The organism is Ruegeria sp. CF4, from assembly GCF_056537345.1.
This window is the reverse complement of sequence record NZ_JBQFRJ010000002.1, coordinates 408,200-428,978: the sequence shown is the minus strand read 5'-3', so window position 1 is coordinate 428,978 and position 20,779 is coordinate 408,200. Positions and strand designations below refer to the sequence as shown.

The 20,779-nt window shown below is 51.8% G+C and carries 21 protein-coding genes and 3 tRNA genes; 12 read left to right on the top strand and 12 right to left on the bottom strand.

The window, feature by feature from the left end:
* Window position 1: 1 nt before the first annotated feature.
* Entirely contained in the window at window positions 2-754 is a 753-nt protein-coding gene (gene modA / locus ACR0NF_RS08855) for a molybdate ABC transporter substrate-binding protein (protein WP_480470803.1), read from the bottom strand.
* Between the two features lie 355 nt (window positions 755-1,109).
* Between modA and ACR0NF_RS08850 the strand changes: the two genes are divergently transcribed.
* From ACR0NF_RS08850 to ACR0NF_RS08840, 3 genes are all read left to right on the top strand, one after another.
* Window positions 1,110-1,185 (top strand) — tRNA-Val (locus tag ACR0NF_RS08850).
* A 101-nt stretch (window positions 1,186-1,286) separates the two neighbouring features.
* Complete coding sequence (locus ACR0NF_RS08845; protein ID WP_480778102.1) at window positions 1,287-2,525, top strand: DUF6538 domain-containing protein; 1,239 nt, start codon at window positions 1,287-1,289, stop codon at window positions 2,523-2,525.
* Window positions 2,526-2,902: 377 nt separating this feature from the next.
* On the top strand, window positions 2,903-3,181 hold the full coding sequence (locus ACR0NF_RS08840) for a hypothetical protein (RefSeq protein ID WP_480778101.1): 279 nt from the start codon (window positions 2,903-2,905) through the stop codon (window positions 3,179-3,181).
* Window positions 3,182-3,233: 52 nt separating this feature from the next.
* Here ACR0NF_RS08840 and ACR0NF_RS08835 read toward each other — a convergent pair whose 3' ends face one another.
* Entirely contained in the window at window positions 3,234-5,618 is a 2,385-nt protein-coding gene (locus ACR0NF_RS08835) for a hypothetical protein (RefSeq protein WP_480778100.1), read from the bottom strand.
* 1,085 nt (window positions 5,619-6,703) lie between these two features.
* Between ACR0NF_RS08835 and ACR0NF_RS08830 the strand changes: the two genes are divergently transcribed.
* Both ACR0NF_RS08830 and ACR0NF_RS08825 read left to right on the top strand, forming a co-directional pair.
* On the top strand, window positions 6,704-7,960 hold the full coding sequence (locus ACR0NF_RS08830) for a hypothetical protein (RefSeq protein WP_480778099.1): 1,257 nt from the start codon (window positions 6,704-6,706) through the stop codon (window positions 7,958-7,960).
* Window positions 7,961-8,688: 728 nt separating this feature from the next.
* A complete protein-coding gene (locus ACR0NF_RS08825) occupies window positions 8,689-9,267 on the top strand; it encodes a recombinase family protein (protein WP_480778098.1) in 579 nt (192 codons plus the stop codon).
* Window positions 9,268-9,436: 169 nt separating this feature from the next.
* On the opposite strand, the gene ACR0NF_RS08820 is transcribed toward ACR0NF_RS08825, so the two are convergent.
* A complete protein-coding gene (locus ACR0NF_RS08820; RefSeq protein WP_480778097.1) occupies window positions 9,437-11,455 on the bottom strand; it encodes an ATP-binding protein in 2,019 nt (672 codons plus the stop codon).
* A gap of 304 nt (window positions 11,456-11,759) precedes the next feature.
* Between ACR0NF_RS08820 and ACR0NF_RS08815 the strand changes: the two genes are divergently transcribed.
* Window positions 11,760-11,858: transfer RNA gene (locus ACR0NF_RS08815), tRNA-Val, on the top strand.
* A gap of 54 nt (window positions 11,859-11,912) precedes the next feature.
* Here the strand turns inward: ACR0NF_RS08815 and ACR0NF_RS08810 are convergent.
* From ACR0NF_RS08810 to ACR0NF_RS08790, 5 genes are all read right to left on the bottom strand, one after another.
* Window positions 11,913-12,152: a hypothetical protein gene (locus tag ACR0NF_RS08810; RefSeq protein ID WP_480470804.1), complete on the bottom strand. Its 240-nt coding sequence runs from the start codon at window positions 12,150-12,152 to the stop codon at window positions 11,913-11,915.
* Between the two features lie 173 nt (window positions 12,153-12,325).
* Complete coding sequence (locus ACR0NF_RS08805; RefSeq protein WP_480470805.1) at window positions 12,326-12,451, bottom strand: hypothetical protein; 126 nt, start codon at window positions 12,449-12,451, stop codon at window positions 12,326-12,328.
* Between the two features lie 241 nt (window positions 12,452-12,692).
* Window positions 12,693-12,769: transfer RNA gene (locus tag ACR0NF_RS08800), tRNA-Arg, on the bottom strand.
* Window positions 12,770-12,790: 21 nt separating this feature from the next.
* Entirely contained in the window at window positions 12,791-13,267 is a 477-nt protein-coding gene (locus ACR0NF_RS08795; RefSeq protein WP_480659379.1) for a GNAT family N-acetyltransferase, read from the bottom strand.
* On the bottom strand, window positions 13,268-13,579 hold the full coding sequence (locus ACR0NF_RS08790) for an ETC complex I subunit (RefSeq protein ID WP_480470807.1): 312 nt from the start codon (window positions 13,577-13,579) through the stop codon (window positions 13,268-13,270).
* Between the two features lie 157 nt (window positions 13,580-13,736).
* On the opposite strand from ACR0NF_RS08790, the gene ACR0NF_RS08785 reads away from it, so the two are divergent.
* From ACR0NF_RS08785 to ACR0NF_RS08775, 3 genes are all read left to right on the top strand, one after another.
* Window positions 13,737-14,207, top strand: coding sequence for an SRPBCC family protein (locus ACR0NF_RS08785; RefSeq protein ID WP_480470808.1), 471 nt, complete (start codon window positions 13,737-13,739; stop codon window positions 14,205-14,207).
* A 77-nt stretch (window positions 14,208-14,284) separates the two neighbouring features.
* Window positions 14,285-16,471: an excinuclease ABC subunit UvrB gene (uvrB, locus tag ACR0NF_RS08780; protein WP_480470809.1), complete on the top strand. Its 2,187-nt coding sequence runs from the start codon at window positions 14,285-14,287 to the stop codon at window positions 16,469-16,471.
* Between the two features lie 32 nt (window positions 16,472-16,503).
* The gene (locus ACR0NF_RS08775; RefSeq protein WP_480778096.1) at window positions 16,504-17,370 is read left to right on the top strand and encodes a hypothetical protein; all 867 of its coding nucleotides are present in this window, start codon (window positions 16,504-16,506) and stop codon (window positions 17,368-17,370) included.
* A gap of 121 nt (window positions 17,371-17,491) precedes the next feature.
* Here ACR0NF_RS08775 and ACR0NF_RS08770 read toward each other — a convergent pair whose 3' ends face one another.
* Window positions 17,492-17,782 carry a hypothetical protein gene (locus tag ACR0NF_RS08770; protein ID WP_480778095.1) on the bottom strand — a complete coding sequence of 97 codons (291 nt, stop codon included), beginning with the start codon at window positions 17,780-17,782 and terminating at the stop codon, window positions 17,492-17,494.
* Between the two features lie 224 nt (window positions 17,783-18,006).
* On the opposite strand from ACR0NF_RS08770, the gene ACR0NF_RS08765 reads away from it, so the two are divergent.
* On the top strand, window positions 18,007-18,147 hold the full coding sequence (locus ACR0NF_RS08765; protein ID WP_480778094.1) for a hypothetical protein: 141 nt from the start codon (window positions 18,007-18,009) through the stop codon (window positions 18,145-18,147).
* 50 nt (window positions 18,148-18,197) lie between these two features.
* Window positions 18,198-18,626 carry a hypothetical protein gene (locus tag ACR0NF_RS08760; RefSeq protein WP_480778093.1) on the top strand — a complete coding sequence of 143 codons (429 nt, stop codon included), beginning with the start codon at window positions 18,198-18,200 and terminating at the stop codon, window positions 18,624-18,626.
* Window positions 18,627-18,648: 22 nt separating this feature from the next.
* Here ACR0NF_RS08760 and ACR0NF_RS08755 read toward each other — a convergent pair whose 3' ends face one another.
* From ACR0NF_RS08755 to ACR0NF_RS08745, 3 genes are all read right to left on the bottom strand, one after another.
* Window positions 18,649-19,086 (bottom strand): excalibur calcium-binding domain-containing protein, encoded by a 438-nt coding sequence (locus ACR0NF_RS08755; protein ID WP_480667298.1) that lies wholly within the window; start codon window positions 19,084-19,086, stop codon window positions 18,649-18,651.
* 69 nt (window positions 19,087-19,155) lie between these two features.
* Window positions 19,156-19,563: a universal stress protein gene (locus ACR0NF_RS08750; protein WP_480470815.1), complete on the bottom strand. Its 408-nt coding sequence runs from the start codon at window positions 19,561-19,563 to the stop codon at window positions 19,156-19,158.
* Between the two features lie 63 nt (window positions 19,564-19,626).
* Window positions 19,627-19,953, bottom strand: coding sequence for an antibiotic biosynthesis monooxygenase family protein (locus tag ACR0NF_RS08745; protein ID WP_480470816.1), 327 nt, complete (start codon window positions 19,951-19,953; stop codon window positions 19,627-19,629).
* 130 nt (window positions 19,954-20,083) lie between these two features.
* Here ACR0NF_RS08745 and ACR0NF_RS08740 point away from each other — a divergent pair, with 130 nt between their 5' ends.
* On the top strand, window positions 20,084-20,770 hold the full coding sequence (locus ACR0NF_RS08740; protein WP_480667297.1) for a hypothetical protein: 687 nt from the start codon (window positions 20,084-20,086) through the stop codon (window positions 20,768-20,770).
* The last annotated feature ends 9 nt before the right edge of the window (window positions 20,771-20,779 follow it).

Genomic DNA, 20,779 nt, shown 5'->3' with positions numbered 1-20,779 from the left:
GTCACCCTTCGGGCAGGGAGAACCCCTGCCTCAGAAATTCTGCCTGCGCCGCATCACTTTGTAGATAGGTCAGAAACGCGTGTGCCTCAGGGATTGCCGAAACGGTCAGGGCCGCCGGATAGACGATTGCGGGATGGTACTCTGCCGGGATAGCCCCGACCACGCCGACCCGTTCCTCGGCCTTTGCGTCAGAACGATAGACTATGCCCAACGGCGCAGCCCCTGCCGCCACCAGCGCCAGCGCGGCGCGTACATTATCCGTCTGGGCGACCTGGTGCTGAACGTCATTCCACAAATCCAGCCGCTCAAGCGCGGCTTTGCCGTAGATGCCCGCAGGCACTGCATCAACCAACGCCATTGCCAAATACCCGCCATCCAGCTGCGCGATCAAATCGAAACCCACCTCGATTGCGGCGGCGTCAACATCGGGGGCCCCTATCAGAACCAACCCGTTGTTCAGCAAATCCACGCGCGAAGCGTTTTCGATCAAGCCGTCTTCCTGCAGCACATCCATCCAGTCCGTGTTGGCCGAGATGAACATATCCGCCCGCGCCCCTGCCTGAATTTGCCGCGCCAGCACCGAAGAGGCCGCATAAGAGATCGTCACCTCTTGCCCTGTCTCAGCCTCAAACCCCAAAGCAATGGCGTCCAGCGCAGTTTTGAGGCTCGCCGCAGCAAACACCAACGTGCCCTCGGCGCGAACCGGGGCCGCAAGCGTTGCGCAAATGGCCAAAGCCGCAAACAGACGGCGCATCCTGTTCCTCCGGTTCAGAGGGTTGCAATCCCTCTGGGCATATCGGAGGCAACATGGGGCAGGCAAGGCCCTTTGCCTATGGACCTAAGATTGCTGCACGAACAGGTGTGTATTTCCATCCGAACAGGGATGAGTATTTCCGTTACCAAGCGCCAACACAATTCGCCCATTTTGAGCAAACCCATAGATGTATCCGCTAAGGTTTGGAGAGTCCGAATGGTCCCAACCGCTGCCTGAGGCGTCCTCGACGATGAAGGTAAGAAAACCTGATCTTCTGCCTGCCGTAAGATATCGTGAAGAATTTCTACCAGACCCTCTTGCACCCAAGCGCAGCCTTGGCTACATCAGCCCTCACGGGTGATTAGCTCAGTTGGTAGAGCGCTTCGTTTACACCGAAGATGTCGGGAGTTCGAGTCTCTCATCACCCACCATTCCCTTCATTTTCAATAGTTTACTCAGGGTCTTGTAACGAGAACTTGGAGACTATTTGAGGATGAATGTACGGGAATCGAAACCTCAAAACCGTGTTGGGATGCCCAGAGGATTGTTCCTTAGAGGTAAAGGGTACGCTCTCAGAGTAGCTGTACCGACTGAGTACCAAGACATTGTTGGCAAACGAGAGATTGTCAGAGGATTGGGAACTCAGGACCTAGCAGAAGCTTTGAAGCGCCGTCCAAGAGTCCTTGAAGAAATTCTTGAAGCAATCACCGAGGGACAAACACCGTCTCAAGTTATTCGCCCTAATAGTCCGAAGCAGGGGAATACTGTGAGAGATACCGCCGACAGATGGTTAGCTGAAGCGGACGGGATAAATAACAGCACAAAGGTCAGATACCGCCAACACCTTAGGACATTTGAGGCGTACTCTGGAAACATACAGGTCACGGACATTAACCGCTCTCTGGCTCTGAGCTTCATTGAGCACCTTAAGGCCACTCCCTCAGAGCGAACTGGGCAAGCACTCTCGGGCCGCTCTCTTCAATCATGCCAATCTTGCTTGGCTTCTTATTGGCGCGTGCTGGATCACTGGGGTTTGGTTGATCCCGATATACGGAACCCCTTTGGCTCTCTCCTGAGGCGTGTGGCAGGTCAAAGAAAGAAGAAGGACCCACGTATTAAGAAGCTGAGACCTGTCACTAGAGATGAAGCTCAAAAGCTGCTGCAGTACATCGCTGGCAACAATGGCCTCAAATATCAGTTCGAGATGTACGTCACAGTAAGACTGTTATGGGTCACTGGATGCAGACTCAATGAAATCTGTTCAAGGTACTTAAAGGACATTGAGGACAGAGGAGACCACATCAAAATTAGCATCCCTCATAGCAAGACAGAAGCCGGAATAAGGGATGTAATGATCGTTGGTGCTGAGGATTGTCGGCTACTCCGGGAAGCTACCAAAAGGGCAACGATAGTAGAGCCAAGTTGTCCAGAGAATATCGGTAGGTTGTTTCCTCGTATTGCATTGGGTGGCTACGATAGACACCCCAGTCATTACCTCGGGAAGGCGCTTGAGAAAGCCCGAAAGAACCTTGATGGCGATAATTCCAATTGGGATATGCATTCATTCAGGAGGACTTCTGTGTCCGCCCTAGTGAATGCCGGGGTTTCCCGAGAAGCCAGAAATCTTATCGTGGGTCACTCCAACAAAGACGACATCGGCATAAGTGTTTATGCGAAGAGAGCCGAACTACATGGGATCATCAGGAATACATTCGAGGTCCTACATAAAGAGCTTGGAGGGAGTCTCGTGGCAGTGGTTCCTTTGGAGTAATCCAATGCAGGAGGTATCAAACTGTACCTTTGGCAGATAGAAACTCTGAGAGGCGTCGATTGACAGCCCTTGTCGGGCTTAGGGTCATGAACTTTAAAATGAAGGTCAGAGCGGTCATTCCCAGTGTTAGATATGAGAGACCGCTCTGCGGACAAAAAGTTGCCATTTAGCCCATATCCTCATTGCGGAAGTGAGAATCAGTAGGCGGGCTCGATAGACCACCAGGACTCCAGTGAGATAGCAGGTAGTTTGTACTATGATCAGTCGATTGTTTTGCGTGTTCATGGCGCTTAAGCCAATATCTGTTCCAAAGATTGAATGAGTGCCCTAGAAGTGCGACAGTCTACCTGTACAGTTACAAAGTAATCGGTGGACAGATGAGCAAGACCACAGTGCCGTTTATTGACGGCATGACCATAACGACCTCTGATGACGCAGCGACAATCGAGGTGCGCGCGCAATCGCTTGGTCCCGGAGCCTGCGCAACGAGGTTTAGTGCAGGTACGCATTCGTTAGATATCTTGGCTCCGCCATTCTCTTGGAGCGAATGGAAAGAGCTAACGTCTCATTTTGGTTCAATTACACTGAGCATATCCAGCATCAAAATGTGCGATACAGGTTTTCTTGCCGAAGTGCGGTACTATCCGAAGCCCTAAGGGCGACGATTGACACACACTTGGATTGGCAAGCCGTGAGGTTAAGTTGTAGCTACTCAAGCATGTCGGGTGTACGACCAACTAAATTCCTTCTTAGCCCAACGTACATGGCAAGGGAAAGCCCACCTCGTCTCACAACCCGACCGAGCGGCGCACCCTGTTCCCATTCGACAATCGGTCGGTTGCGAAAAATTTCCTGTGCGTCAATAACGACTTGGCGAAAATCTATTCCTTTCCATGGCGGAATATCCTGCCGGACAAATGGATAATTTTGAAGGCTTGTTATCGAAGGTAAATCCCACACTGCCCTTGGAAGGTTGTTGAACTTAGAAAGCCATCTTCCCTCCAGTTCGCTGAACTTCGACTTTTCTCCAAAGCGAATACAGATTTTGCGTTTTGGGTCTGCCAAAATGCTTTGCACCATCTGCCCCGATACTCTTAGAAAGAACGCGACGTCATTTATCTCGGCCAGCTTCTGAGTGTTCTCGCCGTAAATTGGGGTTGGGATCAGATGGCCTTCGGATGCAAGAACCTCCATTGCGGTCGGTGCTGAATTTCCAAAAGTGAATTGTACTCCGAGCTGGTTTTCTGGAACGATTGACGATCGCAGAAACCCATCCACAAACTCGGCCTTAACTTCTTGAGGTTCAAACTCCTCAATCTTGTTCTTCGCAAACGCGATATTTGTAGCAGTTTCTGGAAGCTTCCAAATTGATAAAAGTCGCTGTGTATCAATTTTTTGAAGTTCGTATGAGGGGTAGCCAGTCAAACCTACGATAAACGCGATTTCGATCAAATCCGTCGGCTTAATATCAAGTGTTGGATCGACTTCTACACATGCTGATTGATTGAGTGCCAGCCCAAGAAACTGTCTACGCGGTACAGGCTCAAGAACCATTTTGGGTAAGGTGGAGATCACGCTTGCTGGGTTTACGCCAACTATGCCGCCTAACGTACTGTCTTGTTGAAGATCAACTTTTGTCGTTTCGTTTAGTTCATTCAAAGCGGTGTCAATTCTAGGCGAGGAGTCGCTTACAAAGCTGCTCCAAATCCCATTGAGACTGTTTGCGTTTTGAAGTGTCTCGTTTTCAAAGTCCGCGAAAGTACGTCTTATGTGGTTGGGTAGTTCTTGCTCGGTGCTAGCTACTACCAACTCTATTGGTGTGTGCTTAAATATACTCTCCCTCACGCGGCGGTTGGTGTCGAACAGGACTGAAAGACCAGTTTGCCTCTCGACAACGCCATTTGTGTGGGGTTTCCAAATGTCCGTTGGGTCGTCCATGTTGCGTTCTTGCACAACCCACATCCCCGATCGATTGGTGTCAGCTGCAATTTCCAAGTAGTTTGTCTGAGACTCTCTGTTATGCATGCTGACTAGATAGCCGGGGCCAAACGTAAAACTTGCGCCGTTGGAGTCCGTGCCAAAATGAGAGAAGTCAAAACCCAATTCGGTCAAATAATGATCGATAGTTTTGTCCTGTGAATAGCTTACAAAATCCAAGCGGTTCACCCCATCAAGCCCAGTATACCGGATCGGTATCGCCTGCCTGACAAGAGTGCTAAGCGTATTTCCTAACATTTCGCTGGATAGCGTAGTGGCAGCGCCTGAACCCGGTGGGGTCCACTCCATCTTAAAGCGGTTGACGTCAATGGTGAGCATCCTACCTGAAGCAAGTGCTTCAACAATCCTCTGAATAATAGCTGTATTTAGTCCGCCAAATTCAAAATTTACTTCGAATGGCTCCACTGCCGGCCCATTCGGCGGTAACTCTATACGAAGCGGCCTCACGTTGCCCGACGGATTGCTGGTTGTGGGCAGCAACTTGCCTGTTGGCATTTCAACAAATCCAACAGGTAGATTGTTTACGACTTCATTGATTTCACCGCTTTCGGGGTCAAGTAAGCTTAAGCTTATGTTGAACTCGGTGATGGTGACTGGGTAGTGCCCAATGTTTAAGAATTCGGCCGATATGCTGTAAAACCCGGAACTCCCATCGTAGGACTGAGTGTTTTTCGACAGCTCGCTAAATGAGCGAGTGGTCGTTGTCATATTTTTCATAAAATCTTCAGCACGCTCAAAATTCTTGTAATCAAACGAGCGACTGCGAGTTCCAGATAGACCCATACCAAAATTAATGCTCATATTTGTACCAACACTGAACCCGAGATCGGCTTTCCAAGTTTCAGATTTCGAGAAAGTTGCAGTATCTTCAGATTGGCGCAGTCTACTGAAATGTTGGACATCATTTTGATTGAACGAAGTTGACGCCGACTGTGTATCCGTCGCGCTCACTTGCACCGTAACACCTGCCGTCGCCTCTTTCGCTTTCACAACAACTATAGGTAAATCAGCGACGGTGGGACGCGGATCGTTATCCGTTAATCCGTCAAAATCTGGGTCGCTTGCTTGGGTTGGTGCACTGCTGGCGGCAAACACTACAAAAGCGATAAGTTGTAAAACAAGGAGCCGAGAAATGAAAATTCTTGTGTTGTTCAGTCTGCTAATAGATATGTGCATTTGCGTACACCCCAATCAAATTTGAAAAGTGCCCCGCAACTATGAGTGCGTAGCCCAGCGAAATAATTCTGAAAGTCTATAGCTCACCAGGGCCGTAGTCGAGGATTCGAATAACCGAGCTTCAATGACGCATTGATTGTCTGGACCACATTGTTTCCAACCCTTCATTATGGATCGCATCTGAGAGGTGAGTTGGAACGCGCGTTGAGCCGAAGCAAAGCTCTTTCGGTCTCTCACGGAACTCTCCGTCTGTGCCTCCTCTCTCGTTTGGCCTGATATCCACATGTTTTTAACAGGTCTAGAAAACCAGACATTCGCTGCGATCTGACTAATGGTAATTTTGGGCTTCGTTGCGTCATACGCTGCACAGCAACAAACGTCCGCTTTACCCAGAAAGTGAAGGGCTGTGCTTATAGGTCCTGACCCTAGAGACAAATCATCTGTCGACGATGCAGCGCTCGGATCTTCCTTCACAAATTTCGAAACTATGGGTCGCAGTGGAAAACACTAGCGGCTTTATTTCTTGTTCTTTTCGATACGGCAGTATCTGCCTTGGAGAAAACCGCTTCTTTGGATCGGTCCAATGGAAAATCAAAATGACTTCCTCGGGAGAGACCTTTGGGAATGAGATAAGACTATCTCTCCGAGGAGTAGTTTGAAGCTCTGAGCGACCGCCTGACCGGCTCTACAGCGATCCAAGTAGCAGCGTCCCAGATGATGAGGGTTTTCCTTCACCAGTGCTCACTAAACGAACTGCCACAGTCGATATGTTACCTGCCCACGCCTCTGTCACGCCCAGCGCATAGGGGTCTCCAACTATACTCTTAAGGAGCGAAATCCGCTTCGACTGAGAAGCACCACTTCAGTCAACCATCAACCCCACAATTTCTTAGAAAGTGAACACAACTATGAGGCATGATCCTCTGCCATTTGCCGATGCAACATCCCCAGTCCGCCGAGTTGTCATCATTGATCGACCATGTGGTACCGGAAAGACAACCGAGATGATCAACAACCTAGAGGCAACAAAACGCTACCTCATTGTCACTCCGTTGTTGTCTGAGTGTGATCGTATCATCCGAGACGCCCGTGTCTCCGTCAGACAGCCAGAGGTAGTGCAAGACGAGCGTGAAATTGACACTAAGAAAGATCATCTGATTGCACTGCTGGAGGCGAAGCACAACGTCGTCACCACTCACGCCATGTTCAATAACCTTGCTGACGTTGCTCAGATGGGGCTGTTGGACGGGTACGAGATCATCATTGATGAGGTAATGACCGTTGTTGAAGACGGGTACCGAGTTAAAAAGAAATCGTGGGAAGAGTTCTACGTAAACGATGGCTACGTAGTGATTGATCCTGACACTGGATTGATCACACCGACCGATCGATGGGCTAGGAACATAGATGAAGTCGACGACGCACTGAGTCCTGATATCTTTCGAACGGCCAATGCTGGTCGTCTCTACCATATCACTGACGGTATTAACCTTGCGGTCATGCCTGAGGGTCTGCTCAAGGCTGGCAACTCTCTGACTGTCTACACTTACAAAGCTGAGGGGTCTATTATGTACGCTTACCTCAAGCGCCTTGGGTTGGACCCAGTGCACGACACAGGTTCTCCAGAGATTGAGCGAAAGTTCGTCCGTAGAGCAAGAGAACTCATCACCATTCAAGACATCCGCTCAATCAGAGGAATTAGCCTCTCCTACAACAGCCAGACAAAAGCGAACTCTACGATATTGAACGCAGTGGTTCCCAAAGCTCTCAGTGGTCTTAGGCGATACCGTTTGTCCGAGGTAAGCCTTGAAAACATTCTGATTACGTGTCCCAAAACTAAATGGTATCGGAACGGGAACGGCCCGAAGATTGGCAGTGATGGCGAATTGCTAACAGCTTTTATGCCGGGGCCTTATGCCAGTGGTAGTCGTCTATCTCTCGGTGGTCGTTCCAAGGCTAGAGCCACTTGGGTGCCGAATACAACTCGTGGTACGAACGATTACAAGCACTGTACCCATGCAATTTACCTGTATGACCAAAACCTCAATCCTTCGATCCTAAATTGGTTCGGTGGTCCAGACGTAATCTCTAATGATGATTATGCCTTAACTGAACTGATCCAGTGGCTCTGGAGAACTCAAATCCGAGACGGGAAACCGATAACGCTGTTTTTGCCATCTTTGCGGATGCAGAAGCTGTTGCTGAATTGGTTGTGGGAAGGTGAAATTCCATCTGAGGAATGGAGCAAGATCAGGTCCTGAATTGGGCGCCACAAAAACAGAAGTGTGGTGGCCCTTATTTTGCATTTATAAACAGTATCTTATGGCCGAACCCGTAAAAGAAGAAAACCTTGAGGAACTCACTAGTACCGGGTCAACTGTATGTCTCGTTATGTCGGCATACGGTGGGCTTTGAAAGATAGAGGATTGGATGCTGAGGAAGCTTCTAAAAAGCTATTCAGTTGACATTGAATTACTCTCAGCGCTGGGCATCGTGTCAGTTGAAAGAACTCGATAGAAGCTGATCCTCTTCCTACTAATGAGATTAGTTGAGAGCTAACCCATCAGCAGCTTCATCCAAAATGATTTCTCAGTCTATTTTGGATCAGTCTAAGGTAGCGGCTTCCTCTTTCACCTGCACTGAGCAACATACTTCCGCAAGAGGCAAACACATACTATCCACCCTTGGTGATTTAGCTCCATAACTCAGCGGAACTCTAAGCTCGGGTGAGGCTACTTTGCGTGAGATGGCCCCTTTTATGGACCGAGGGACCGTTTCTCAGAGGTAATAATAAGAACAATAATCCCCTACTTTTTGAAGTCGGTTTCTAAAACCCCCCACCCCTTTGTTTCCAGACAAAAAACGCTGCCAATAGGCCAAGGTTCTGTGTCCATCTGCCGAGGGTGGCGGAAATGGTGGCAATGAAGTCGATCTCGGCTTTTGGCAGGCAACTGCCTCAACATCTAGGAACCTAAAGGAGACCACCAACATGATCATTGGATACGCAAGAACATCTACACTGGAACAACAAGCAGGACTGGAAGCCCAACAGAAGACACTCTCGGAGGTTCGATGCGAGAAAATTTACTCCGAACAAGTCTCCTCAGTAGCCCGCAGAGAGGCGCTCAGTGAAGCTCTCAGCTACTGCAGAGAAGGAGATGTCCTCATAGTCACCAAGCTTGACCGCCTTGCTCGTTCGGTCCGACACCTCGGAGAGATAGTGGATGACTTAACTCAAAGTGGCGTCGGTCTAAAAGTACTCGACATGTCCCTTGATACCTCCACAGCTACAGGGAAACTCATGCTTAATGTCCTAGGGTCTATCTCTCAGTTTGAAAGAGAGATGATGCTGGAACGGCAGCGAGAGGGAATAGCCAAAGCCAAAGCCGAGGGTAGATACAAAGGCAGAAAACCAACGGCACGTATGAGAACCTCTGAGGTGCTTCAGCTACTAGGTCAAGGCTATAGGAAGCACGAGATCGCCCAGCGCTTAAGTATTTCTCAGAGATCAGTCTATCGGATCGTTAATGAGGCTCATCAGTCAGTGGTTGTGGAGAATAGCCGCTGAGATAGAAAAAAGTTACACAGCTAGAGGTAATTGAATACAAAATCAAAACTACCTTTAGCTGTGACCAGTTAGAAGCAAGACGAGTGAAACCATTGCCAAAGGAAAGAAGTGTTTCTTTTGATATCCTACCAAATTTTCTACCAGAGGGTCTGCACGGTAAGCGTTAGTTTTACCCAGTTTTTACCTCTACCAACAGGGGGTCTGAAAGCATTCGACCAGAGTAATCGGCATTACCTTTTAGTATGTTTTCAAAAACTTCATTTCGCTTAGCCGCTCGATCTGCCAAACGATTATAATCGAGCACTTCCACCATCATATTGTGCCAAGGAAAGTATCGGTAAGCCATGGGGCCACCAAAGTTGGAAAGTACGAACTCTTCACGCCCTAAGTAGGCTTCCAATTTTTCATTCCAATCCAGTAGAATGTATGATCGGACCATTCTTTCACGTTTAATTGTAATCTTGTTATCGTTGCTATCCTTGATGAAACCTTTGTCTCTGATTTGCGCTACTTGATCCTTTACCTGTTGCACGGGGTTGTCGGTTGGGTGCCTAGCCTCTTCATCGTTATCAAATGATTCCTTAAGAGGCCGCTTCAACTCGACTATTAACAGTTCTTCTTCACTGTTGATTAAAAGATCGTGTGCATAGTCACCGGCTCTTCTTCTTGTGCCCGTCGTCGTTCTGTCACTCGAGATGTATTCAGCGTATGCCAAGTCATCGTCAATCAGCCAAAGGTTGTGTCCTTCGTAGTCGATCTCTTCGCTATCTTTGTAACGGGGATAAATTAGCTCATGAACTGCATCTTCCTTGGCGACTTTGCCATCTCGACGTGTCAGCATCTCAGTAAGCACTTTTATGACGTTGGTGCGATAAGCAACGTATACCGCTAGAGCTTCTTTGGCTTCGTCTCGAATATTGTCTCTTACGACTCGTTGAAGTTCCTCATAGGGCATCGAGGAATTGACTTTGGCGAAATCGAATTTAAGTCGCTGTCTTTCGATGAACAAATCACTAGCGAGTTGCTCTTTGCTCTCCAAAATTCCTCGGCTATTCACAAACTCCTCAATGGATTTGTTGCCAAGACCACGGCGAAGAATTGGATCTAGTACGAGAATTTCTTGAAGGTTGTTACGAATAACGTCTCTGCGCTTTTTTGTGTAAGCTGGTTCCAATTCGAGAATGATGTCCTTGGCACACTGAGTCAGAACTTTCTTGAGTGCTTTACTACTTTTCCCCTCTCCAACTTGTTCATTCAAGTTTTCGATACGATCACGTGATTGACTTGCACGGAAATACTGACTGGTAACAGCCAATAGGTAGAAATATCTTCGTCCCTCTTCGTCTTGAAAGGCGCTTTCTTTCAGACCTTTTGAGATGTGTTCGAGATCACTTGTGGCCCGGTTGTCAGCATAAAAATACAGATCGTGCTGTTTTGCTTTGTCAGCGTCAATCTGCATGATGTTGAACTCGAAATTCTGCTCTTCGCCTCCGATCTCGATTGGAACTAAGCGCTGTCCCTTTCTATAAATGCTGCTTGAGAAGTATTCGGACAAGTTGAAAGTAACCCCACCTATTTCTAGCAAGAAGTTGGTAGGCACCTTGTTCTGTATGAACTGTAAAAGAAAGTGGTCTAGAATCGCTGTGACAATACTCAGTTCAGAATAGTCTTCGTCTGCGTCCTCTGACGTGAAGTCGAAATATTTGAGGTGCTCTTCCTTTGGTTTGCGAAACGAAACCGAAACCCCTCTGTCATGCGCATGTCGTGCGATCTTCTCCGTCCCGTCCAAAGGGACCAAATTATCTTCGGGATCAACAGGGCGATATTCATAAATGGTATTACGAAATGATCCATCAGAGTTCTCGGTGGGCGAAGCATACAAGACTTCGTCGAATATCTTGAACGAGATAAATCGTCCAAATCCCTTGCCATTTCGCCGAAGCTTGTGCCCAGTAAACGGAGTTAGAAAATGCTCTGTGTTTGCTCGAGTGAAGCCTTCACCGTTGTCAATTACGTCAATGCGTTGATGATCCTGATCAAACACAATTTTGATCAAACCCTTCCGCTGTGCCTCATCATCAAAGCGATCTTCAATCGAGTGGAGTGAGTTCGTTACAGCTTCAAACAAAGGGAACAGAAAGCCCTCTAAGCCGCGCGGTAGAGTTGCACGTTCAATCTGCGTTGCCAAATCGGGTGGTCTATGTCTCAAACTTCATTCCTCGTGAAGAATCCTCTAACCGTTGGAAGGCACTTTGTCCTCCGATCAGAGTATTTGCAACAACGTGATGATGTTAAACAAAATTACCGCTACACCGTTCTCGATTGCAGTAATCCCCTTAACAATCTTTGTCGGGCCTGAACCAAATACACCTACCCGTACATGTAACGACTTGACCTCCGATTCCGTTACAGTAAGTGTCGTACTCGAACCACGAGGGTTCACCTGAGAAAACCGCAGTTGATGCTTTGGGAAAACACGTACAATCCCTCACGGGTGATTAGCTCAGACAGCGGAGCGTCTGTGTAACAGTTGGTAGAGCGCTTCGTTTACACCGAAGATGTCGGGAGTTCGAGTCTCTCATCACCCACCATTCCATCAAACTTTGGGTGCATTGCCTCTGGGTTCGCGGATGGAGGCTCACGCTTCAGCTATTTCTGGCCGATTTACCCCGCTCGATTTCAGCGAGCTGTGCGAACATTTCGGCACGATCATCTGCCGTTAATTCGGCTGGCATATACATCCGCACCTGACCGCGCCCGCAAGGGGTGTCAAAAACAAGCTCCGCAGTATTGGCCGCTGATGTCATGGTGAGCTTGCCGATCCTGCTGATCTGGTCATCGCCATCATACCCACCGGCAGCAAAGATAGATTTGCTGTCGAACATCCTGAAACCTCCGTGTCCGTTCATCTCCTGAGTTGGTTACGGACGGCCTTCAATCCAAATTAGTTTTTGTTAATGCGCTTGAGATGCACCACCGGGGATCATTCTTCGGTGTTCGGCAGTATCGGCCTTAACAGTCGTAGACGGCGCTCTACCGCTATCGATCCAGGCCGTTTTCAGACAGCCGAAATCAGGGCACTTGCGGCACCGATAAACCCGGCAAACGCCACGACGCTTGCCAGAATTATGCAGACAACTTCCAACGCACTGAGTTTCATCTTGGCCCCCACCAAATTCAGCATGCTTGGCTTACGGCAATGCGTGAGCGCCGAAAAGAGAGGCTTTCTTTACGTTGCGGAATGTTGCCGCGTGCACGGCGCATAATCGCTTAGGCACGTGTCTTACGACCGTTTCGAATTTGGTTCGACGCTTGACCTGTAGCTTTCCTGCATCAGTCGATCCGATTGATCGTCGATGCCAGCAATTCCGCGGCCCAATCCGAATGCACATCAACGGAGATATACGGTCAAAATCCAAGTTTGATGGCGATCCCTGAAGGACTCGAACCCTCAACCTGCTGATTAGAAGTCAGCTGCTCTATCCAGTTGAGCTAAGGGACCGCTGCGCCCTTCTTGCGGTTTTTACGACCCGGGTTCAAGGGCCAAGCGCATGAAAGCACTGTTCGGATCGGGCTCGTAGCCATGGATCGGGTCGCAATAGCCGTAGCCCAATGTTTCATAGAGCCGACGCGCGGCGTCATAGGCGGGTAAATGGGCCGCGCCGGTTTCCAGAACCAGCGCTGTAGTGCCTTCGGTACGGGCCAGATCCGCCAGATGAATCATCATCACGCGTGCCAGCCCTCGTCCTCGCGCGGAGGACAGGATATGAACCGATTTCACCTCCGCCGTGCCATCCGGCAAAGCCTTGAGCGCGCCGCAACCCAAAGGTTTGCCTGATTCATACAGCGCCCAGAAACGAATCCCCGGACCAGCAAGTGACGCGGCATCCATGGTATGGTTGCTCTCGGCCGGTCCAGCCGTTTCGCTATGGGCGAAATGCGCCTCGACCAGCGGGCGCAAGGCGTCCGATGTCGGGTCGGCTTCGCGGATTTCGATCACTTAGTGTGTCCAGGGCGTGCGCCGGTCAGTCGCGAAATTCTCCCCATAGCCACGCGCGCGCAGGTTCGGCTTGCGTTTATGCGGCTCGCTGACCTGCACCTCGATGCCATTGTCCTTGGCATAGTCCAACGCCTCTTCCCTGGTATCAAACTTAAGGCGCACCTGAGTTTGCGTATCGTTGGATGAGGTCCAGCCCATCAGCGGATCAACTTCACGCGCCGACGCAGGAGCATACTCCAGAACCCACTTACGGGTCTTGGCCATCCCCGAGGTCATCGCGTTTCGCGAAGGCTGGTAAATCCGTGCGCGCATGTCGCCTCTCCGTACTCACTTGGCTGAAGCTGTTTATGCGTCAGAGCGCGCGCCGGGACAAGATGACAATTGTCGCGGATGTCATGGAAATATTGATGTCAGGAACTGTCATCAGGTGGAGCTATTTACGGCACGAACCCGAGAAAAGGACAGCTAGATGATTCACCACGAACGCCACCTCGACATCAACGCTCGACCTGAGGACATATGGGCTATCCTCAGCCGCTTCATGCATATCGACGACTTCGCTCCGCAGGTGACATCGGTGGATGCTTTGACCGAGGGATCGGATGGGGTCGGATCGAAACGTCGGTGTCACTTCGCGAACGGCACATCATTGGTCGAAGAGGTGACGGATTGGCAGATCAACCGAGGCTACACCGTGCGGCTGTCGCAGATGGCGATGCCTCTGCACGAGGCGCAGGCAACGATTGCCATCACACCGCTGTCCGACACCCGCAGCCGTGTTATCTGGAGCATGGATTATCGCATGAAATACGGCCCCCTCGGCTGGTTGATGGGGCAAACCCTGTTGAAGATGATGATGGGCCGCGTGCTGGCCGAGAACCTGTCCGCTTTGGCGGCGAAGCTTCAAACGCACCCTGACGCTCAACACCGGACCGCATAGCAGGAAATGAATCCAGATCTGACCTTGCAGATGGACAAAATAAGAACAAATGTAGGGGCCTGACCCGGAGCTTGCCTATGCCATACGCCCATTCCGACAAAACCCAACTGACTGCCGAGGACGTGCGCGCCCGCCTGAAGCTGGAAGGCGGCAAGCAGTTCGTCATGCATACCGAGTTCAATCCTGCAGGCGACCAACCCACGGCGATCAAAGAGCTGGCAGGCGGAGTGAATGATGGTGAGCGAGATCAGGTTCTGCTGGGTGCGACCGGGACGGGCAAGACCTTCACCATGGCCAAGGTGATCGAGGAAACGCAGCGGCCTGCGATCATCCTGGCGCCAAACAAGACGCTGGCAGCGCAGCTGTACGGGGAATTCAAGGGCTTCTTCCCAGAGAACTCGGTCGAGTATTTCGTATCCTACTACGACTATTACCAGCCAGAGGCCTATGTGCCGCGCTCGGACACCTATATCGAGAAAGAATCCCAGATCAACGAACAGATCGACCGGATGCGCCACTCGGCCACCCGCGCGCTGTTGGAACGTGATGACGTGATCATCGTGGCTTCGGTCTCGTGCATCTACGGTATCGGTTCGGTCGAGACCTACGGCGCGATGACACAAGACCTGAAGGTGGGTCACGAATATGATCAGCGGCAGGTGATGGCTGATCTGGTCGCCCAGCAATACCGCCGCAACGATCAGGCATTTCAGCGCGGGTCGTTTCGGGTGCGCGGGGATAGTCTGGAAATCTGGCCCGCCCACCTTGAGGACCGCGCGTGGAAGCTTTCCTTCTTCGGCGAAGAACTGGAACAGATCACCGAATTCGATCCGCTGACCGGCGAACGCGCCGCCACAATGGAGCATGTGCGTGTCTACGCGAACTCCCACTACGTGACGCCGAAACCAACGATGCAGCAGGCCATCATCGGCATCAAAAAGGAACTCCGCATCCGGCTGGACCAACTGGTGGGCGAAGGCAAACTGCTGGAAGCCCAACGTCTGGAACAGCGCACCAACTTCGATCTGGAGATGCTCGAAGCCACCGGCGTCTGCAACGGCATCGAGAACTACTCGCGCTATCTGACCGGTCGCGCACCGGGCGAACCACCCCCGACCCTGTTCGAATTCATCCCCGACAACGCCATCGTTTTTGCCGACGAATCCCACGTCAGCGTGCCGCAGATCGGCGGCATGTACCGGGGCGACTATCGCCGCAAGTTCACGCTGGCCGAACACGGGTTCCGCCTGCCGTCGTGCATGGACAACCGCCCCCTGAAGTTCGAGGAATGGGACGCCATGCGCCCGCAATCCATCTTTGTCTCGGCCACCCCGGCCAAGTGGGAGATCGAACAGACCGGCGGTGTCTTCACCGAACAAGTGATCCGCCCCACCGGCCTTCTGGACCCCGAGGTCGAAATCCGCCCCGTGTCGATGCAGGTGGACGACCTGCTGGACGAGGTGCGCAAGGTCGCCGCCGATGGCTATCGCACGCTGGTCACCACGCTGACCAAACGCATGGCTGAGGACCTGACCGAATACCTGCACGAACAGGGCATCAAAGTCCGCTACATGCACTCGGATATCGACACGCTGGAACGTATCGAAATCCTGCGCGACCTGCGGCTGGGTGCCTTCGACGTGCTGGTCGGGATCAACCTGCTGCGCGAGGGGCTCGACATCCCAGAATGCGGGCTGGTCGCCATTCTGGACGCCGACAAGGAAGGCTTCCTGCGCTCGGAAACCTCGCTGATCCAGACCATCGGCCGTGCCGCGCGGAATGCCGATGGCCGGGTGATCATGTATGCCGACAAGATCACCGGCTCGATGGAGCGCGCCCTGGGCGAGACCAACCGCCGCCGCGCCAAACAGCTCGCCTATAACGAAGAACACGGCATCACGCCTGAGACGGTGAAGAAGAATGTCGAGGACGTTCTGGCGGGTCTCTACGAAGGCGATGTCGACATGAACCGCGTCACCGCCACCATCGACAAACCGATGCACGGCGCGAACCTCGAGGCTCATCTGGACGGCCTGCGCGAGCAAATGCGCAAAGCCGCCGAGAACCTGGAATTCGAAGAGGCCGCCAACATCCGGGACGAGATCAAACGTCTGGAAGCGGTCGACCTCGCCGTCGCCGACGACCCCATGGCGCGCCAATGGGCGGTCGAAAAAGCCTCGGAAGACGCAGTGAAATCGCACGGGCGGTCAACGGCTGGCAGGCCGGGGCAGCGGGGTGGGAATGTGAAGAGACGGAAGCGGTGAGGAATTGAATCCTCACGAAATAGGAAAAAGGTATGGAATTAGAAATACTTAGAGAGATAAATCTCAAGAGCGAGAAAAGCGTTAGCGAAAAACAAATTGCAGAGTTGATTAAATCTTCACCCGGGTGCCTCGGATTAGGTGAATTGGATCTGATCGGAGCGGAAGTGCCGCAGGTTGGTGGCGGCTTTCTAGACCTTCTTCTTCAAGACAGTGAGCCGACTCGTTTTTGCGTGGAAATTCAACTTGGCAAAACCGACCCGTCTCACATTATTCGCGCAATAGAATATTGGGACTTGCAGCGCTCGCGCTACAAGGGAATCGATCACGTTTGTGTATTGATTGCAGAAGAAATCACCGGTCGCTTCTTTAACGTTATTACGTTGCTAGGAAATTCAGTGCCGATAATTGCTCTGAAGCTTTCGGCTACAAAAAGCAATCTCGGTTTAAGTATCATGTTCTCCAAAATCTTGGATACACGGCAAGAATACTATGGCAGCGACAAAGAGCTCGAAGAGTTCGTTGAAACAGATCGCTCATATTGGATTGAACGTGCGTCTTCAGCTTCAATCGGTGTTGTAGAGCGAATTTTTCAACTGATGGAAGCCCAGATCCCAAACTCAGAACTCAACTTCGCCAAACACTACATTGGACCTAAAATCGACGGTCGCTCGCGAAACTTCTGTGTCTTTCACCCCAGAAAATCTACAATGGTCCTTGAAGTTAGGCTGCCTCAAGAAGCTGAAACATTGGCATCAATCGAAGAGTCTATGTGTGATTATCTGGGCTATAATCAAAGGTATGGAACATACAAATTCAGCCTGAAGTCTGACGATGAGGGGTTGAATGATCAATTTCTTGTCGAACTGATCTGCAATGCGCACGATCAAATGATGAGTTGATGGTCGTAGGATGGGTTTCCAATCCTTCACTCCGAGGCGACCAAAGCGCATGATGGGGTAAAGCCCCATCTTACAAGCCGCGCCAAAATAATAACGGGCGGGGAAATCCCCGCCCCATCGCTTACCCCTTATCCCAATGGGCAATCACATCATACCCAACCGGCGTCGGCGGGCCTTCCATGAATTCGGCGAAATGGCCCCATAGCTCGGCCACTTTGGGCGCGTTCGCGTTCGAGGTCGCCTCGCTCTCGACCACCGAGATCACATAGCCCGAGCCGTCCTCGTTCATCACATTGGTAAAGCTGTGCATGCCGGGCATGCCCATGATTTCGGATTTCAATTCATTCATTTTCTCCGTCGCCGCCTCACGCGAGCTGGGCTTCATTTTGTATTGGGTAATACGTGCAAACATCACTTTCCTCCCTCGTCTGGCGAAATTGCCATAAGACGTGACCGGGACGGCCGCGCCGCGCGCAACGTAACATAGCGACTTGAAATCTCGCATTGATACTTGAGGAATCAGGCTATTTTCAACCTAGCACCTTACCCAAACGCAGGCCCTGACACTTCAAGGTTGCAGCCCAGCGTCCCCTCCGCCACGTTTGAGATCACAAACCGTATTTCCAAATGGTTGCCATGACATACCCGAACACCGTGCCCAACACGAGTATTGCGAAACGTGTCGTGCAGGGGATACGCGGGGGGCAGACCAAGGATCTGGCGCGCGACGCAGTGAACAATCAGGCCGTTTCGCGCGACACCAATCTGTTGAGATAAGGCAGGTCGCCACTCTTGCCTGAGGTCCATCAGCAGCTAAATAATCGCCCATGCGCGTCATTCTGCTATCACTCATCCTAGCCACGCCAGCCACCGCATGGGAGGCAACGGTCGGACAAATTTGCACCCTGTCGCATGACACGAGCACGGCACAGATTTTCCTGACCTACGACCCGGCTCAGCCGCTCTATACCCTGACCATCACTCACAAGGCCGAAGGCTGGACCCAGACCCCATGGTTTGCCATGCGGTTTGACGGCCCGAACCCCATCGAAATCGCTACGGAACGTCATGTGTTGTCGGGAAACGCTGCATCCCTTACCGTGACGGACACCGGGTTCGGCAATGTTTTGGATGGGCTAGAATACAATCAGACCGCCTATGCCTTTACACCAGACAGCTTGACCGAGTTCGCACTGGATGGCGCCGCACCCCAGGTGCGCCTCTTTCGCGACTGCGCCAGGGCTCCGCTGTCCTGAGCGCATCCCCGCAAAATGCAGATCAGGGTTTCAGGAACTTGGCGGTCCCGACGGTGCGCTCTTTCGGGGCCTCGACCTCTGGTGTGATCGTCGGAGCTTGTTGCGCAAAGCTTGAAACCGCGCGGGATGCGGATGGCCCACAGGCCACGCCATCGCCATCGGGATCGTTGCGTTTGTGATATCCCGGACCGCCCTCATAAAACGGACCGGGGACGAGCTTTTGCACGACATCACATCCAGCCATGGCTACCAGATGCACAACGGCTTCGGGACGGTCATAGTCGCTCACCCGAATATAGACCCCGATTGCGATCATCCCCGTGGTCAGGGGCAAGGCCAGCACCATCATCAGAATCCGGATCGGAGACAGAGCCTTGCGGCGCACAGCCTCAGCCCTGCGCTGCCGTCTGGTCAGGCGCGGGCCGGGCGTCGTCTGTTCTTTTGGTCGCTTAGGGCTCATGCCGGCCGTGATACGATGCCTATGTGGCAAAGCCATGGCCGCGTGGGCCCGAGGTCGAAAAATTATCCCTTAACGCACCACATGCACGGCGCATTTCGCGTGCCGCACGACATGAGTCGCGGTTGATCCCAACAGCAGATCCTGCATTCCGGGGCGATGCGATGCCATAATGATCAGGTCGGGCTTGTTCACCTCGGCCCAATCCAGAATCGTGCGCCCGGAATGGCCTTCCACGACCAGCCCCTGCGCGTTGGGCACCTTTGCCGCCAACGTGTCCAACTCTGTCTGGATGGCTTTACGGGCCTCGGAAAGATACTCGGCGGGCATGTAAGAAATCGCATAATCCGGGATATGCTCGACCACATGCAGCAATGTCACGTTGGCCTCGGGCGTCGCCAGCATCTGCGCCAGCTTCAAAGGTGCCGAGGTATCTCGTTCGGCATCAAAGGAAATCGGTACTAGAATATTGTGATACATGGCACATCTCCGTCATTGCGCCGCCATCGTCGCTGTAAACCTGCATCGCTGCCTTGATCCAGGTCAGGTCTCGCCAAATGTCTCGGCCACGTCATACATGACGGGTTCAAAGCTTTTGCACAGCTCATTGATCCGGCGATTGCGCTCGCGCATTTCTGGTGTGCGCAACATCGACAGGAAATCCTCGCGCCGCTCCCATTGTGAATAATTGGCAATGCGCGTCTGCGCGTCGTTCACATGCAGCCCTGCAGAGATGAAACCGGGTTGTTTCGAAATGAAATGGGCATAGGCATCCGTCAGCGCCTCAAGAAGATCCTGACAGGTTCCGGGGGTCATCTCAAAGGTAGTAATGACCGTCTGATAGCTGTTGTTTTTGGAAATCTGCGGCATGTGGCTCCTCCTACTTTGTCAGGTCCAGCCTAACACAGCTTTCACAAACGCCATCTATTTCCTGAGCCAAAACCGGGATTTGGAGAATTTCTTTCCCAAGGATGAACAGGAAACTAACGATCCGTTAACCATGTCCGCGGATGCTGCGCGCATGGCCCGTCTGGTTCTCATATTCTTGCTATCCTTCGTGCTTTGCGGCCCGGGTAACGCCGGGGCATGGTTGCGCGAGAAAGATTCACTCTTTGCCGCGACCTCGGTCACTGCATTCCGGGAAAACGATGATGCCTACAAGTACAAGGGGGCGTTCTATGCTGAATGGGGGTTCAGGCGAAATCTGACAATCGGGCTGGACGCTGAAGAACATCAGGATCTTTACGGCCACGCCCTGGTCTTTGCCCGAATCCCTGTCGCTGATTTCGGTTCAGCCGGGCGCATAGCCGCCGAATTCGGCGCCGGGTTGCATCACCGGCAGGACGGCGCCTGGGCGATGTATAAAACCACATTGTCGTATGGCAAAGGTATCCGAACCGGGTTGGGTCCGGGATGGATCGCAGTCGACACAGCGCTGGAATACCGTACGCATGAGGCCTTGATCCGAAAGCTGGATTTCACTGCAGGTCTGTCATCGGGGCGGCGCTTCGACCCTCTGTTGCAAATCGAAACGTCATACGAGCCGGGTCGCCCTTGGTATTGGAGCGCCCGGCCCTCGCTGATTTATCGTCCGAAAACCGGTATAGCCAGCTGGGTCATTGGAGTTGAACGGAATTCAGTTCGCGAACACACAGGTTTCAAACTCGCATTATGGCTCAACTACTAAGCACCTCCG